Source organism: Paraclostridium benzoelyticum (genome assembly GCF_001006285.1).
Taxonomy (GTDB): Bacteria; Bacillota; Clostridia; order Peptostreptococcales; family Peptostreptococcaceae; genus Paraclostridium; species Paraclostridium benzoelyticum.
This window is the reverse complement of sequence record NZ_LBBT01000056.1, coordinates 1-16,331: the sequence shown is the minus strand read 5'-3', so window position 1 is coordinate 16,331 and position 16,331 is coordinate 1. Positions and strand designations below refer to the sequence as shown.

Annotated in this window: 20 protein-coding genes; 3 read left to right on the top strand and 17 right to left on the bottom strand. The window is 27.1% G+C overall.

What is annotated here, in order from left to right; translation table 11 throughout:
• Nucleotides 1-49: 49 nt before the first annotated feature.
• The 11 genes from VN21_RS02925 to VN21_RS02885 form a co-directional block, all read right to left on the bottom strand.
• The gene (locus tag VN21_RS02925) at nucleotides 50-1,336 is read right to left on the bottom strand and encodes a VanW family protein (RefSeq protein WP_046821971.1); all 1,287 of its coding nucleotides are present in this window, start codon (nucleotides 1,334-1,336) and stop codon (nucleotides 50-52) included.
• A gap of 109 nt (nucleotides 1,337-1,445) precedes the next feature.
• Nucleotides 1,446-2,081, bottom strand: a complete 636-nt coding sequence (locus tag VN21_RS02920) for an endonuclease/exonuclease/phosphatase family protein (RefSeq protein WP_046821970.1) — start codon at nucleotides 2,079-2,081, stop codon at nucleotides 1,446-1,448.
• 30 nt (nucleotides 2,082-2,111) lie between these two features.
• Entirely contained in the window at nucleotides 2,112-2,270 is a 159-nt protein-coding gene (locus VN21_RS18825; protein ID WP_021429484.1) for a hypothetical protein, read from the bottom strand.
• 375 nt (nucleotides 2,271-2,645) lie between these two features.
• Nucleotides 2,646-3,518, bottom strand: coding sequence for a DMT family transporter (locus tag VN21_RS02915; protein ID WP_046821969.1), 873 nt, complete (start codon nucleotides 3,516-3,518; stop codon nucleotides 2,646-2,648).
• A gap of 62 nt (nucleotides 3,519-3,580) precedes the next feature.
• Entirely contained in the window at nucleotides 3,581-4,162 is a 582-nt protein-coding gene (locus tag VN21_RS02910; protein WP_046821968.1) for a CDP-alcohol phosphatidyltransferase family protein, read from the bottom strand.
• A gap of 8 nt (nucleotides 4,163-4,170) precedes the next feature.
• Nucleotides 4,171-4,827: a TVP38/TMEM64 family protein gene (locus VN21_RS02905; RefSeq protein WP_046821967.1), complete on the bottom strand. Its 657-nt coding sequence runs from the start codon at nucleotides 4,825-4,827 to the stop codon at nucleotides 4,171-4,173.
• A gap of 16 nt (nucleotides 4,828-4,843) precedes the next feature.
• Nucleotides 4,844-5,953 carry a (Fe-S)-binding protein gene (locus VN21_RS02900; RefSeq protein ID WP_046821966.1) on the bottom strand — a complete coding sequence of 370 codons (1,110 nt, stop codon included), beginning with the start codon at nucleotides 5,951-5,953 and terminating at the stop codon, nucleotides 4,844-4,846.
• Nucleotides 5,954-6,032: 79 nt separating this feature from the next.
• Nucleotides 6,033-6,725, bottom strand: coding sequence for a TVP38/TMEM64 family protein (locus VN21_RS02895; protein ID WP_046821965.1), 693 nt, complete (start codon nucleotides 6,723-6,725; stop codon nucleotides 6,033-6,035).
• A 10-nt stretch (nucleotides 6,726-6,735) separates the two neighbouring features.
• The gene (locus VN21_RS02890) at nucleotides 6,736-7,707 is read right to left on the bottom strand and encodes a sulfurtransferase (RefSeq protein ID WP_046821964.1); all 972 of its coding nucleotides are present in this window, start codon (nucleotides 7,705-7,707) and stop codon (nucleotides 6,736-6,738) included.
• A gap of 204 nt (nucleotides 7,708-7,911) precedes the next feature.
• Entirely contained in the window at nucleotides 7,912-8,073 is a 162-nt protein-coding gene (locus VN21_RS18580; RefSeq protein ID WP_156344347.1) for a hypothetical protein, read from the bottom strand.
• An 89-nt stretch (nucleotides 8,074-8,162) separates the two neighbouring features.
• Nucleotides 8,163-9,455 (bottom strand): NCS2 family permease, encoded by a 1,293-nt coding sequence (locus VN21_RS02885; RefSeq protein WP_046821963.1) that lies wholly within the window; start codon nucleotides 9,453-9,455, stop codon nucleotides 8,163-8,165.
• Nucleotides 9,456-9,668: 213 nt separating this feature from the next.
• Between VN21_RS02885 and VN21_RS02880 the strand changes: the two genes are divergently transcribed.
• Nucleotides 9,669-10,013, top strand: a complete 345-nt coding sequence (locus VN21_RS02880) for a RidA family protein (RefSeq protein WP_046821962.1) — start codon at nucleotides 9,669-9,671, stop codon at nucleotides 10,011-10,013.
• 53 nt (nucleotides 10,014-10,066) lie between these two features.
• On the opposite strand, the gene VN21_RS02875 is transcribed toward VN21_RS02880, so the two are convergent.
• The 5 genes from VN21_RS02875 to VN21_RS02855 are packed head-to-tail and all read right to left on the bottom strand — an operon-like array spanning nucleotide 10,067 to nucleotide 13,193.
• Entirely contained in the window at nucleotides 10,067-11,305 is a 1,239-nt protein-coding gene (locus VN21_RS02875) for a hypothetical protein (protein ID WP_046821961.1), read from the bottom strand.
• Between the two features lie 12 nt (nucleotides 11,306-11,317).
• Nucleotides 11,318-11,938 carry a hypothetical protein gene (locus VN21_RS02870; RefSeq protein WP_046821960.1) on the bottom strand — a complete coding sequence of 207 codons (621 nt, stop codon included), beginning with the start codon at nucleotides 11,936-11,938 and terminating at the stop codon, nucleotides 11,318-11,320.
• The gene (locus VN21_RS02865) at nucleotides 11,904-12,140 is read right to left on the bottom strand and encodes a hypothetical protein (RefSeq protein WP_046821959.1); all 237 of its coding nucleotides are present in this window, start codon (nucleotides 12,138-12,140) and stop codon (nucleotides 11,904-11,906) included. The genes VN21_RS02870 and VN21_RS02865 overlap by 35 nt, the downstream gene beginning before the upstream one ends.
• Nucleotides 12,133-12,825 (bottom strand): ABC transporter ATP-binding protein, encoded by a 693-nt coding sequence (locus tag VN21_RS02860; RefSeq protein ID WP_046821958.1) that lies wholly within the window; start codon nucleotides 12,823-12,825, stop codon nucleotides 12,133-12,135. Before VN21_RS02860 ends, VN21_RS02865 begins: the two co-directional genes overlap by 8 nt.
• Before the next feature lie 11 nt (nucleotides 12,826-12,836).
• Entirely contained in the window at nucleotides 12,837-13,193 is a 357-nt protein-coding gene (locus VN21_RS02855) for a GntR family transcriptional regulator (protein WP_046821957.1), read from the bottom strand.
• Between the two features lie 213 nt (nucleotides 13,194-13,406).
• Between VN21_RS02855 and VN21_RS02850 the strand changes: the two genes are divergently transcribed.
• Together VN21_RS02850 and VN21_RS02845 are read left to right on the top strand one after the other, a co-directional pair.
• Nucleotides 13,407-13,871 (top strand): hypothetical protein, encoded by a 465-nt coding sequence (locus VN21_RS02850; protein WP_046821956.1) that lies wholly within the window; start codon nucleotides 13,407-13,409, stop codon nucleotides 13,869-13,871.
• Nucleotides 13,868-15,496, top strand: coding sequence for a carbon starvation CstA family protein (locus VN21_RS02845; RefSeq protein WP_046821955.1), 1,629 nt, complete (start codon nucleotides 13,868-13,870; stop codon nucleotides 15,494-15,496). The genes VN21_RS02850 and VN21_RS02845 overlap by 4 nt, the downstream gene beginning before the upstream one ends.
• A 34-nt stretch (nucleotides 15,497-15,530) precedes the next feature.
• On the opposite strand, the gene VN21_RS17785 is transcribed toward VN21_RS02845, so the two are convergent.
• Nucleotides 15,531-16,292: a DUF975 family protein gene (locus VN21_RS17785; RefSeq protein WP_052951961.1), complete on the bottom strand. Its 762-nt coding sequence runs from the start codon at nucleotides 16,290-16,292 to the stop codon at nucleotides 15,531-15,533.
• Nucleotides 16,293-16,331 lie beyond the last annotated feature (39 nt).

Below are 16,331 nucleotides of genomic sequence, written 5' to 3'. Positions count from 1 at the left end.
AATTATATACGGATATATATATATATTATTTAGTATATTATTATTAATTTTATTTTTTCTTATATGAACTTGTTGTTATGTACTCTTTTTTCGTTACTTTTCCGTTAGAATCTTTAAACTCTCTATAAGTCTTAACCACATTACTACTTCCTACATTTTCAGTTACTACACTTATATTTTGTTTATCCTTTGAGCTTCCATATATAGTACTTGTTACTGTTCCATTATATGCTGAATTTTTTATATATATAGGATGTTTATATGGATTTTTAAATTTTAAATCTATAGATCCATAGGCAACAGTTGCATCTTTTCCTTTAGGTGCATATGTAGATGGCAATGAGTGATTTCTAACATTTGTTATATCAAGCCCTGAGTAAAGAGCTGAATTATATATAGTTGTAGATACTTGACATACGCCCCCTCCAGATCCATCTTGTACCTTCCCATTTACAATTACAGGTGCATCTTTATAACCATTAGATCTACTTCTAGGTCCCGTTGATGTATTGTATGAGAATTCTTCTCCTGGCATGAGCACTATATTACTAGTACTATTAGATGCCCTAATTATATTGTAAGCTCTATTAGCTGATGAATTTGTATATCTAGTACTGTGAGTTGCCAATAATGAGTCTACACTTTTTAACATATCTGAAGTTATACTTGGTTTTTCGCTTTTTATGGAAAGCTCCATCCCGTTAAACTTATTTTCAGCTAAAGATTTTTTTATATTTTCCTTCGTAGATTTTTTATCTACTTCTTGTCCTATAACCTCTGAAGTTATAGTGAAACTTCCTGAATCTGATATATATAGCTTTGCATCAGCAACTTTTTTATTTGCCTTTTTGCTTATTTGATCTAATGCCGAATCTAATTTTTTTTCATTATATGTAGGATTTATAGCTATTACTTCTTTATTTCCTCTTTGAAGTGAAATAACTCTTTCCACATTTTTAAAATACGAATCAGTTTTGTTGAATTGGTATGCATTATCAACAAATTTGTTTACATCGTATTTTAAATCAATTTTATTTGGATCTATTGTAAAACTTTTATCATTGTAATCTATAGCTATACTTTTAGGCTTATATTCATTTGCTACGGCTAATTTAGCCTCATTAGGTGTAAGATCTGAAACATTTACATTTCCAATATACATATTAGTAGCTATCTTGCCATTGTAAATGTATTTTTTATTAAATGATTTTATGCCTATAGCTGCTATTATTATAAGTGTTAAAATAATTGCTGCTAAAATACTTAAATTTTTTTTTGATGTGTTATTGAGTTTTGCTCTTTCTTTTTTTTCTTCTACTGCTATATTTTGTTGCATTTCATTCCCCCCTACTTTGCTTAAGATAATTATATTTAAATGAACTTTATAAAACAACGTTTCTTAAGTATATGTAACTTTATTGTCACAATTGTAGAGGCTTGTATATTTATATAATAAATTCTCCTATTACAGGATAATGATCAGATAAATCAATAAATTCTACTTTATATTTACTCGGTCTTAAATTTTTAGACATAAATATATAATCTATTCTAGATTTGCTAGGTTCAAAAGTTTCTATATTTTCACAATCAAACAATATAGCTAAATCATAATATTCTTTTATTTTTACATTTATTTGGTTAAAATCACCACATATAATGATTTTCCCTCTTAATTTTTTTCCATAGTTATATATTTCCTCAATTTGAATTTGTCTTTCTTCTTCACTTAACCCTAAATGGGTATTTATTATGTTAACTAATTTATTATTTATAAAAAATTGTGTATGAATAAATCCTCTTTGCTCTTTTTTGCTACTTAAATAAAACCCATCTACATAGTTTACACCTTTAGTAAAATAGATAGCAATTCCATAATTATCACTTTTTAGTTCTACAGTTTTTAAAAAGTACCCTTGGATATTTAAATCATTTAAAATTCTAAAATGTATACTCTCTAGCACTTCTTGAAGACATATTATATCTGCATTTATATTTTTTAAAAAACTTAATAATTCATCTAGGGTATCTTTATTGTGTAAATCCATCCCTTTATGAATGTTGTAAGTTATAATTTTCATTTATCCTCCTAAATTTTAGTTGCATAAATTTTAACTTCTTTCTTTTTTTATCCTTGTACATTTACCTTGATTTATAACAAATAAGAATCCCATTTTTTTATATAATTCATCTAATTCTCCTATGCTAACATCTCCCTTTCTTAGGTTATTTATAGTTATTTCCTCTAGTCTTCTATTTGATATCATCATTGGTCTTTCTCTCCTTCATAAATTAATAATTTATACTATTTATATTCATGTATGACATTATTTATTACTAAACTTCAACCGAACAACTGTTCCTTTAATACTTATTAAAAATCAAACACCTGTTCGTTTTCAATAGGAAAATATTATTTTTTATGTTTTTTTGTCATTTTTTGTGAAGAAAAAAAAGAGTGCTATATAATAATTTTTAATATTATATAGCACTCTAATTAACTAAGCATTTATTTATTTTATCTATTTTAAGGAATTTTCATATTGTATACAATATACTATATATCATAAATCACATTTTGTCAACATAATAAACTATACTTTTTATATATAGTGTACACATTTTAAAATTTTATAAATCCAAATCTAATTTTTAGTTTTTTTATTATTTAAAAACATGTAATATGATGCTGAAAATATTATTATATAGCCTATAAAACTGTACTTATCCGGAATCACATTAAATACGACTATACTTATAATAGCTGAAAATATTATATTTGAATAATCAAATATAGAAATTTCCTTAGCTGGTGCATATTTATATGCAAGAGTAACTCCAAATTGTCCAATACTCGCAAAAACTCCTCCTAAAACTAAATATAAAAATTGTATAAGAGTCATAGATTTGTATGTCATAATTGCAAACGGAAATATTGAAACTGTTGAAAATAATGAAAAGAAAAATACCACAGTGTAAAATTTCTCTTTTGCACCAAGCACTCTTAGGCAAGTATACGCTGACGCTGCAAATATAGCCCCTAGGATTCCTGCAACATATGGTATCATAGCAAAATTCAATGTTGGTTTTATTATAAACAAAGCTCCTATAAATGCTATAATTACCGCTATAGCTTGATTTGACTTAATTCTCTCCTTTAAAAATATAGCTGAAAATATTATTACAAAAAACGGACTTAGTTTATTTAGCATATTTGCATCTGATAAAACCAATTTGTCAATAGCATAAAAATTAAGTATTATTCCTAAAGTACCAAATATAGATCTTAAAATTAATACTTTTCTATTTTCTTTACTTCCAAACGCACTTTCTTTATATTTTAATATTAATGTAAATGCAATTATACATGATACTAAATTTCTAAAAAAAGTTTTCTGAACACTAGGCAAATCACCAGATAGCTTTATAAAAGCTGACATCATAGCAAATCCAAATGCAGATAAAATTATAAATACTATTCCTTTATTTCTATCACTTAAATTATTTAATTTCCCCAAATTTTACACCTCCGTAACTAATCATATATTGTATACAGTATAACATATAATAAAAGATGTTTTTACAATATCTTCTTAGCTTCTACTATTCTTTGTATTATTGTTATAAATATAATAGCTGAAAATAAATTTGTAAAAATTACTATATAACTCGGAAATAGTATCATTAAGCTAAACATTAAAAACCCTTCACTTCTTTCAGCAACTCCAGCTTGATAATAAAAAGATTTTATGCCTTTTTTTTCTACTAAAGCCCCTACTGTTAAAAATATAGTCATAGAAATTATAATGCATATAAGTAGTACAATAAAATTAATTCGTGCATTTGAGTAACTCATCGCTAATGATAGTATTATAGATGTTTCAACAATTCTATCAAAAGTTATATCCATTAATGTTCCAAATAAAGATGTAGTTTTAGTTTTCCTAGCTATAGCTCCATCTATAGCATCTAAATAGCCTGATATCCAAAGAGTTATAACTGCAAGTATATTCATATCAATATATACGAATATACTTGTTAGTATACCTAAAAATAACGCTATAACAGTTACATTATTTGCAGTTAAATTTAACTTAATAAAAAAATCAGCTCCATAATTTATAATTGGATCTATATACTTTCTTCCATGTGTATCTAGCACAATTTCACCTACTTTTTCTGTGTATTTATAAACTTATTTTTTAAAACAATTGATGATAAAATTAACAGTATAAGAGCCATTATAGATAAATAAAAGCTATTGCTCCCAATATCAACTGATTGCGCTCCAATATTTGTAAATACAAGAATTCCTGGAATAGTTCCCACTATAGTTGCAAATATAAAATCTCTATATTTTATATTTGTAAGACCAGCTCCATAACTAATCACATCAAACGGAAACAAAGGTATAAGTCTAAGTAATAAAATGACAAAAAAGCCTTTTGAATTAATCATTTCCTCTATATAATCTAATTTTTCTTTCGTAATTTTCTTTACAAAACTTCTTCCAAGTTTTCTAGATATATAAAAAGATAAGCTTGATCCTATAAGAGCACCTATAAGAGTATATATGTACCCTTTGTATAATCCAAATATAATTCCTCCTCCAATTGCTAAGATTGAATCTGGAAAAAGAGTTAAAGGTACTAATGCAAACATTATAATATATACAAACGGTGCTAGTTTCCCAAATGAAGTAACATATTTTTGTATATCATTTGGGCCTATATCCATGTTTAAAATTTTGTATAGAATGCTTCCAATTACAAAAACTATAATTCCCGATAATACTAATTTTAAAAATTTGCTAAATTTATAGTTCATACCAACCTCCAATTGATTATTTGCATAGTGTAGTTGTTTTATATCTTGTAATCCATTTATTCAGTGTTTTTATCTTAGATTGTGTAAATACATTTTTATTTATAACTTCTTCATTAAATAGCAAGTCTAGTATATGAAGTATATTTTTATTCGAATTTAAAAGTGATTCACAGCACGATTCACAGTAACAAATTATATTTTCGCACGCAGTCTCATCAGCTCTACTATTCATCTGCTTTAAAGCAAGTTTATAATTTGTTACTCCCACCATGCCTCCAGCGCCACAACAAACAGTATCTTTTTTGTTGTTTTTAAACTCAATTGTATTTAACCCTATCTCTCTTAATATCCATCTAACACTATCATGTATTTGTTGTTCATCTCTTGTAGAGCATGAATCATGTATCGCAACTTTTATGCCTTCATAATTATTTTTTAAATTATTTGGAACTCCAGTTTCATTTATAACTTCATATACAGTCTTTATCTTCACACCTTTGCTGTGTTTTTTTATAGTATTGTAGCAATTCGGACATGCAACTATAATTTCGTCTATTCCTTCTTTTTTTATATATTTTTCTAAGCTAGAATAATATTTTTTAAACTTATCTTCATCTCCCATTGATAATGTTGGTTTTCCACAACACTTTAATGTCATTCCAATATTAGTATAATACTGCTTCAAGTATTCATATGTCTTTAAAACAATATCTTCACTATAACTGCTTAAACTACATCCTGGTAAAAATACCGTTTTATTATTATTAACTTTTAAGCTTTTTGAGAATATAGGCGAAAAACTATTCATTTGATGAAACCTAACAACTTTATATCCATCTCTTTTTACTTCTTGTTTATTATTTGAAACTGCATATTTTCGTATTTCATAAAATGTAGATTTTAAGTCTATTCCTTTAGGACACTTACTTGTGCATAATCCACAAAGCATACATGAATATGCAACTTTTCTTATATCTATACTATCGTCTAATATTCTATTCATTAAATCCTTTGGTGAATTCTCAAACTCTTTCATCATAGGACAATCGTGAAAACATAACTTACAATTTATACATTTATTTTCATCATCTTTAACTTTATTTTTTAAATTTTCATTTAGCTCCATTCATCCTCACCTCTCATATAAAAAAATGAAATATCCCAAAATTTGATTAACAAATTTGGGATATTTCTTATACTAAATATTAACTAACCTTATTTTTATCATTATATATTTTCTTTAGTACATATATTAAAACACTTATAGCACTAAGTGTAAGAATTCCCATCATCATTAATTTAGCCCCACCAGTAAGCATATCTCCAACATACGAATATATTATAGTTGCTGGAAGCTGCCCAATCCCAGTAGCTATAAAAAATGATACAAAACTCATAGATGTCAATCCTGCTGCATAACTAACTAAATCAAACGACATAAATGGAAGCAATCTCGCTATTAATATTGTATGTTTTCCATATTTATTGAAAAATTCATCTACGCTATCAATAGCAAACTTACTTGTAAATTTTTCTACTGTATCTCGTCCTAAAAATCTTGCTATATAAAAACACAATGCAGCTCCTGCCATAGCACTAATCCAAGAAAGAATAGCGCCCTTTACCCATCCAAATAAAGCTGCATTTGCAAACGTTATTAAAAATGCAGGCAACGGAGCAGCTACAGACTGAAGTATCATTAAAGTAAATGATATAATCGGTGCCCAAATTCCAAACGATAAAATATATTGCTTTAAGCTTTCTAAATTTAACATACTTAAGTAAAATATCATTTGATTTATAAATCGATTAACAGGTCCTACAAATAAATATATACATATAATCAGAAGTAAAACTCCTATTTTTAAAATTAAAGATTTTTTCTTTTTTTGTTTCATAATTTACCTCTTATTTCTCAACAGGATTAGTTTTGTCTCCTGCCCACTCATAGTAAGATGGATCATAGTTTTTAACATTATCATATCCTATTGATTTTAATATTAATGCCATGTGTCCTGATCTAATTCCAGATGTACAATAAGTAACTATTTCATCATCTTTATTTATACCTGCATCTTTAAATAACTTTTCTAAATCCGCTTTAGATTTTATAGTTCCATCTTCATTATACACTTCATTAAATGGTATATTTATAGATTTAGGTATATGTCCACCTCTAGCTTCTCCAAACTTAGTAGCGCCATCATACTCATCTTTTTCTCTTGTATCTATTATTTTAACATCATTCATTTTTTCTTTTAAAGTCTTTGTATCTATGTTTATATCATTTTTAAGTTCTTTTATAACATACTCTGATTTCTTAGGATCCACTTTTTCTTTAGATATTTCTTCTCCGTTAGATTTCCAAAGGTCCATTCCTCCGTTTAACATTCTAACATCTACTCCTGTTTCTTTGAACATCCAAGCTAGTCGTCCGTCTTCACCCCATCCATTTTTCTGAGCATAAACGATAACTTTTTTATTTTTGTCTATTCCAAGGTCTGAATATATCTTAGATAGTTGATCTTTATCTAAAAGAGTTCCCCAATCCTTGTCTCCTGCTTTACCTTCCATTTTACAGAAACTTTGCCAAGCTACATTTATAGCTCCTGGTATATGTCCTTTATTATAGTCATCTTCACTTCTAGCGTCTATTATTAATATATCTTTATTCTTTAAATTTTTATTTAACCAGTCTACACTTGTAAAGTAATCATTGTTTTCATATGTATAATCCTGTTTTGTTGTTTGTACACTTTGTTCGTTTTTTGTAGTATTAGTGCTTTGTTCATCTTTTTTATCGGTACAACCTACTACTATCCCACTAGTTATTAATAATGAACTAACTATTAGCACTGCCTTTTTACTTCTAATGTTCATATGAATCCTCCTAAATAATTTTCAAGAATTTTTTGTCACTTTTTGTGTTACATCTTGGATTATATCATACTACATATTAGATCAATTATAGAAAAAAACTATATATTCATTATTAAATATAGTTTAAATCTATTCAATTTATTAAATCTGAAGTTTAATTGCAAAATAAAAAAGGCCAGATTCAACTCCGGCCTTTTTTTATTATTATTTAAACATTTTTTTACTAGCTTTTTTCATATCTTTTGCAACTTTTTCTCCTGCATGTTCTACTGAGTTTGAAAAAGATTGTATACCTTTTGACATATCATGGCCTAGTTCTTCCATTTTATGTCCCATTTCTTTAAACATTTTATTTTTCTTAGCCATTATATTCACCTCTTTATTATTTTATAAATTATTTTGCTCACAATTTGTATTTCTATTCTTACTATTAAAGAGGCAAATCTTTAAAATATCTATATTAAGAATTTAAGTATAAATACAAATCCTATAATTACAGTAGTTATACTTATTTCTTTAACTCTACCAGAAAATAATTTTAATATTATATAAGATATCACTCCAAAAACTATACCATCAGCTATAGAATATGATAAAGGCATCATTATTATAGTTAAAAATGCTGGAATAGCCTCTGTAAAATCTTCTAAGTTTATTTCTTTTATAGGCTCTATCATGAATAATCCAACTAATACTAGTGCTGATGCTGTAACAGCTGGAGTTATTATAGCGAATAAAGGTGCAAAGAATAGCGCTAAAAAGAACATAACTGCAGTTGATACAGCTGTAAGACCTGTTCTTCCACCTTCTGCAACTCCTGATGCACTTTCAACAAAAGTACTTACTGTACTTGTCCCAAGACAGGCTCCTATAGTAGTTCCTATTGCATCTGCAAATAATGCTTTCTTCACATTTGGTACTTTTCCATTTTCATCTAACATTTTAGCTTTTGTAGCAACACCTACTAAAGTCCCTATGGTATCAAACATATCCATAAATAACAGTGTAAATAAAACTATAACCATATCTAAAGAGAATATGTTATGCCACTCAAAGCTAAGTACAGTTGATGAAATTGAAGGAGGCATGCTCATTACTTTTGTTGGTACATCTATAACTCCCATAGGTATTCCAATTATAGTTGTAACTATCATTCCTATAAATAATGCTCCTTTTATATTTTTAGCTAATAATATAGATGTTATTAGTATCCCTATTAAAGCTAATAATCCAGTTCCTGAAACTATATTTCCAAGAGCTAATATAGTCCCTCCACCTTCAGGGTGAACTATAACTCCAGCTCCTTCTAATCCAATTAATGAAATTAATAGTCCTATTCCTACCGAAATAGCTTTCTTTATGTTACTTGGAATAGAATCAACAATAGCTTCACGCACATTAAATAATGTTAATATTATGAATATAATTCCTTCTAAGAATACTGCTGTTAATGCAAATTGATATGAATATCCCATTCCTATTACTATAGTATATGCAAAAAATGCATTTAATCCCATACCCGGGGCTAAAGCAAATGGTAATCTTGCATATAATCCCATCATAAGAGTAGCTATAACTGCAGATAAAGCTGTAGCTGTAAACACAGCTCCATAGTCCATTCCTGCTGCAGATAATATACTAGGGTTTACTATTAATATGTATGCCATTGTCATAAAAGTAGTAATACCTGCTAAAATTTCTGTTTTTATAGTAGTATTGTTTTCTTTAAGTTTAAAATACTTATCCATTTAAATCCTCACTCTTTCTGTCGAATTTTGTTTTTCACAGAACTCTATCATATCATATTTTAAATTTTTATGCACATTATTTCGAATATTTTTTTATTTATATACATTTATGTATGTGTTTTTATTTTATATTTTATTATGCAATTGAAAATGTTTTTGTATTCATTTATAATTAAACATTGAAATTAATTTTTTATGGGAGGAAATTATACTATGGAAATAAAAAGATATGAAGGAACTGGTAGAATGAGCAGGGCAGTTGTACATAACAACACAGTGTATTTATGCGGACAAACGCATGGAGAAGGTGACGTTAAAGAGCAAACTAAGATGGTATTACAAAAAGTAGAAGATTTATTAAATAAATACGATTCTGACAAAGATCATATATTATCTGTTACTATATATTTAAGAGATATGAAAGACTTTGCTGATATGAATTCAGTTTGGGATTCTTGGGTAAACGAAGGCTCTGAGCCTGTTAGAGCTTGTGTTGAAGCTAGATTAGCTAGGGAAGCTTTATTAGTTGAGATGTCTGTTACTGCAGCAGTTAAATAATTAGTAATAAAAGCTATAAAACACAACTTTATTTGTATTTTATAGCTTTAAACTTAAATTTCATTAGTTTTCAATATAAAATTAATACTATCCTCAGGCTTATTCTCTATATATTCTCCCATATATAAGGTGTCCCCATTTTTTTCATCTACTACAACTATACTATTTTTTAAATCCTCATCTCCGGAGTACTCACCTCTAACAGCTTTATAACTTCCCATGCATATATATAATCTTTCATTTATAACTCTAAAGGATTCTATATATGACATTTCATTTAATTTTTCTACTTTATACTTTTGGCTTTTTTCTACTCTATTATTTTTTAAATCTATTGTATATTGAATTATATTTGTGTAACTATCATCACTATCATTTTTATTAAGCAAATATAGCTTGCCTTTTTCTATACTATATTGAATTGTATCTGTATCAATTGCTTCAATATCCTTATTATTAATTGTAGGCCCTTCCATATATTCAAATTTATTTTTTTTAATATCATAATAAATTAAATATACTTCTCCATTTTTTTCTTTATCCTTTGGATAAGTTTCTATTGTTGAATACAATTTCCCATCATATTCAAAGCATGTTTGATTATTACTTATTATTATTTCACTATCTTTTTTCTTTTGTACAAATTCTCCAACTTTATCAATTTCTTTTTTATTTAAATTAAATTTATAAATATCAACAGCTACATCACCACTGCTTGTAATATTTCCTTTTGCAGAGTACTCAACATCTTCAGATACACTCGATAATATATATACATCTTCATTTTGAATACCCACAGTAAGTCCATAAGTAAAATTACTTTCTCCATCAAGACTTTTTGGTAAAGTTAAATCATATTCTTCAACTTTATCACTAGTAATATTTTTATTCACTATTTTAAAACTTAAGTTAGCATCACCTGTACCTGTATAATTTATTCCCATATCCTCTATATAACCTATATTTTTTTCATTATAATATGTTTGATTGTATTGGTGTGCATTTTTAAATATATCCTTGTGTTCATCTTTTATTTTAATATTTTCTCTTAGATTATATATTACTTTGGAATTCTTTTTTACTGTAAATTTATCTTTAGATGTTATAGTTTGAACATTTCCATATACTCCATTTTGAGTTTGAGATATAAATAATACATCTCCTATCTCACGTTGATTTCCCTTTATATCTACTAATTCAGGCTTGGGTTGATTTATAATAAGACCTAATAAAACTAGTATAAAAGAGAATACCGCTAATACTAAAATTGTAATTGATAATTTTTTATTCATACAAACCCTCCTTTATACACAAACCCTTTTATTTATTAATCTATACGAAATTAATATAGATACTACAAATAATAAAATATAGTATATTATGTGATTTAGTAATAAGTTTCCTAAAACATCAGTATCTAATCCTATTATAAATACATATCCTATTATAGTAATTAAAATGTATCCAACCCCTAGTAATACTCCAACTTTTTTAAAAGATCTTTCTATTAAAACACCAGTAAATATAACTACCACAGCAATTATTATCCCAAATAAATCTATCATTAAAAAGTCTAATAAATATGGCGATACTACGTTTATTTGATTAATTGATTGCATCATATTAGTATATACATTCACAAAATTTGGAGATCCTATTCCAGCAATTGCTTTTATAATATTTAAGTCAATATACCAAAATAAAAATTGACATGCGATTACTCCATATATCATAACAAGCACCATAATTAACTTAGATATATATATATTAAATCTTGGTTGTGGAAGACTTAATAATATATATATTGTTTTACTTTTTGAATAATAGTCTCTATACCATATAATAGTTGCATATAATAAACAAAATAATACCGCTACTCCTAAAGCCATACTACCGTATATATATATCATTTTTTGTAAATTCATTTACAAAACTATAACCTAAATTAGTTTTTAGTATGTCTAGATTCATAGGTAAATTATTTTCTAAACTAATCCTTTTTACAGAATCATATAAAGTTTTCATAACTCCAACTAAATTAGCTATAAATAAGGTTCCTATAAGCAAGAAGTACAATTTGTATATTCGTTTAAACTCTATATTATATAAAGTGAGTATCCTATTCACCTTTATATACCTCCCTCATTTTATCTATTATTGATTTTCCTTCTTCTTCACGAGTCTTTTCTGCATTGAAAACTAAAGAAAGTTTTCCATCATCAATAAGAATTACATCATCTGCTATCATTTCAATTTCAGCTATCTCATGAGTAGTTATTATTATACTTTGTTCATCACTCACATACTTAGTCATTACACCTAAAAAATCTTCTCTTTTAAATATATCTATTCCTGAGAATGGCTCATCTAATATAGTGTATTTAGCATTTTGAGCAAACCCTAATATAATTTTAACCCTCGCAATATTCCCCTTTGAAAGCTCTGAAATTTTTTTATCATCAGTTAAATTAAATAGTTTTAGCATATCATATGCTTTTTCACTGTCCCATTTTTTATAAAATTCTTTCATAAATTCAAAACTTTCTCTTATTGTAAGTTGTGCAAAATAGTTATCTACATCTGGTACAAAAGCTAGTTTTTCATATATTTTATAATTTATTTTTTCTCTGTCTATTAATATTTCCCCTCTATCTAATTTTACAAGTCCACATATAGCTTTCAAAATAGTCGACTTACCAACCCCATTTATTCCTAATATGCAAGTTATCTTTCCCTCGTGGATTTCAAAGGATATATTATCTAATGCTTTTATTTTTTTGTACTTTTTACTAGCATTTTTTATTTCTATCAAATTTACTCCTCCTAAAATCTATCATTTATTATATTTATAACTTCTTCTTTTTTAACGTTTATACCTTTCATACTTGATATAAATGAATCCATAGATTCATTTATTAAATCTTCCTTTATTTTTGTTATTATAGAACAATCATCCGTTATGTTGCTCTGATAGTTTCTATGAGTTGTTATTATCCCCATTTCTTCCATTTCTTTATATGCTTTTTGGACAGTATTTGGATTTACTTTTATCATAACCGCCATATCTCTTCTAGACGGTATTATATCTCCTATCCCTAATTCACCTACTACAATCTGTTGCTTTATATATCGTATAATTTGAATATAAACCGGTTCTTTATCGTTTGGAATAAAACTCATAATTTCCACCTCCGTATCACTGTACCATGCAAATAGCACACCTCTAAGTGTATTATATATATAGTACACTTAGAGTTCAACTGTTAATTTAAGTAATAAACTCATTTATATATATAAATACATTTAATTTATTGTTTCATACATAATAAAGCCCTAATATTTATATAAATGAACTAAGGAGGTGATTTTATTTTAGATAAACTTAAATCCTCTATGAAAAATCAATTTAATATATATGAAAACTATAAAGTGTCTGACTATAACTTTGATTTTATGGGGGAATATATACTTACCAATTCAAAATACTTTTTAAATAAAAAAAAAGTAATTTGGTCTTATGATAATAAAGAGTATGTATTTGCAAAAGAATTGGATAATTTATCTATCGATTACTTAGAAAAAAATTTGTTATCTTTTACTGATTTTGCTATGCAAAACCTTGTACAAGTTGATGAAAATCACATGTCTACAACTATAACTCTATTTGTGTCTACAGATCATATCGATAAAGTTTTAAAATCTAAAATACCTAAGATAAAAAAAAGAAGAAGCTATATGTTAGGCCTTAAAGGCTATTCATCACTAAGAATAATCCTTTTTGATAAATCTACAAATGAATTTATTTATAACTGCGATTCTAAAGATGTCATTCACTTTTATAAGGAGGTTTTATTATGAATTCATTAACACTACTTTTAATAAGTGCACTTATTCTTTTTATAGGATATGTATGTTATGGCGGCTATTTAGCTAAAAAATGGGGCGTAGATGATACAAGAAAAACACCAGCTCATACTAAATATGATGGCGTTGACTATGTTCCTTCCAAATCACCAGTGTTATTAGGTCATCACTTCGCCTCAATTGCTGGTGCAGGTCCTATAGTAGGTCCTATTCAAGCAGCTATATTTGGTTGGATTCCTGTTGCCCTTTGGGTCTTAATAGGAAGTATTTTCTTTGGTGGTGTTCAAGACTTTGGTTCTTTATTTGCATCTATTAGACATGAGGGGAAATCTATAGGTGAAATAATAGAATCAAATATGGGTAAAAAAGGCAAAAAGCTTTTTGCATTATTTGCTTGGTTAACTCTAGTTTTGGTTGTTTCAGCCTTTGCAAATATAGTAGCTGATAACTTTGTTTCTACCCCACAAGCTGCTAGTGCTTCAATATTTTTTATAATTTTAGCAATTTTATTTGGGATAGCAGTTTATAGATTTAAAATGCCTTTAATTCCAGCTTCTATAGTAGGTGTTTTAATGTTATTTGGATGTATTTACTTAGGTTTTTTATTCCCTATAGCTTTAAGTAAACAAACTTGGATAATATTACTTATGATCTATATTTTCATAGCTTCTGTAACTCCAGTTTGGATATTACTTCAACCTAGAGATTATCTTAACTCTTATCTATTGTATGCAATGATAATTGGAGCTCTTTTAGGTATTGTCATATTAAGACCAGAAATACAAATGGATGGATTTGTAGGATTTAATGTTGGAGGTCAATACTTATTCCCTATATTATTTGTAACTGTTGCTTGCGGAGCTATTTCAGGATTTCATTCACTTGTTGGATCTGGTACATCTTCAAAACAATTGTATAAAGAATCAGATGCTAAAAAAATAGGTTATGGAGCTATGCTTATAGAAGGTCTTCTGGCAATTGTTGCTCTTATAACTGTAGCTTATATTTCTAACAAACAATTTGGAAGTTTATTAGGAAACGGTGGTCCTGTCAACGTATTCTCTGAAGGAATCGCTAATTTTATGGCGTCGTTTGGTATTCCTTTTGTTATAGGTAAAACATTTACATCACTTGCTATATCTGCATTCGCTCTTACATCTTTAGATACTGCTACTAGACTTGGTAGATTTATATTCCAAGAGTTTTTTGATACTAATGGTTTAGACAATAAAGGCGCTACAAAAGCCAATCTACTTAGTAATATGTATGTTTCTACCACTATAACAGTTGTATGTTCTGGTCTTTTAGCTGTTATGGGTTATGAAAAAATATGGCCTATATTCGGATCTGCAAACCAACTTTTAGCAGCAATAGCATTAATGGCAATAGCTATATGGCTTGCTAATTCAAATAAGAGTTTCAAAGAATTTATAATTCCTATCATTTTTATGTTCATAGTTACTATCGTATCATTATGCTTTAATATAAAAGCTAATATAGGAGTTAATTATGCCCTTGTAATAATAGCAGTTCTTTTGCTTGTTTTAGCTCTTATATTAATAAAGGAAGCTATTATGTTTATAAAAAAAGAAAAAGATAAAAAGATTTTAAATAAATAAAAAATAAGCTATCTTAAAAAAGATAGCTTATTTTTTATTTATTTAAATAGTTAAAACTTAAATCTCTATAAAAGTTAGCTTGGGTTAATCTTATATATGGAATTAGCCATAAAAAACCTATACCAAATGTAAGTGTAGATAAAATAGTCCAGCCTATAAAGCTTAACTCTATAACAAAAAATTTCCATTTATTACCCTTCATCATTTTTATACTTAATCCCATAGCTTCTATAGTACCTAAGTGTTCATGTTCTATTATTATATATGGAGTTAACATTAAAGCAAGTTCAAGTATAGTTAAAAGTATTAACAATACCAATATCACCAAAATTCCAAATATAAATCCTGCTCCGAATCCTGATTCTGAAAAAGTAAATACAACTGTTCCACCTAGCGCTATACCTATTATAATAAATGTAGCTACAAATACAATTGCAGATAATATAACTGTATATATTAATGCTTTTATAAATTTACTTTTAGAAACCAAAACATCTGAAAAAGAACCATTTCCCATTTTTTCAATAAACATTAAGTAAAAGTTAGGAATTCCTATAGTTATAAATACTCCAAATCCAAATGACACTACAAACATTACTAAAGCTACTAACATAGAGTCTGATTGTCCTTGCAACATACTTATTATTATAGATGCTACACTATAAGATAGTGTCAATAATACAGGTATCTTCCAATTTCCCTTTAATTGACTTTTCGATAATTCTTTTAGTTGAACTCTATCGATTTTAAACGCCCCCTTATTTTTAATTTGTATGACATTTAAAAGTACATACATTATATTATATTAAAAACTTTTTATTTATTGATTAAATTA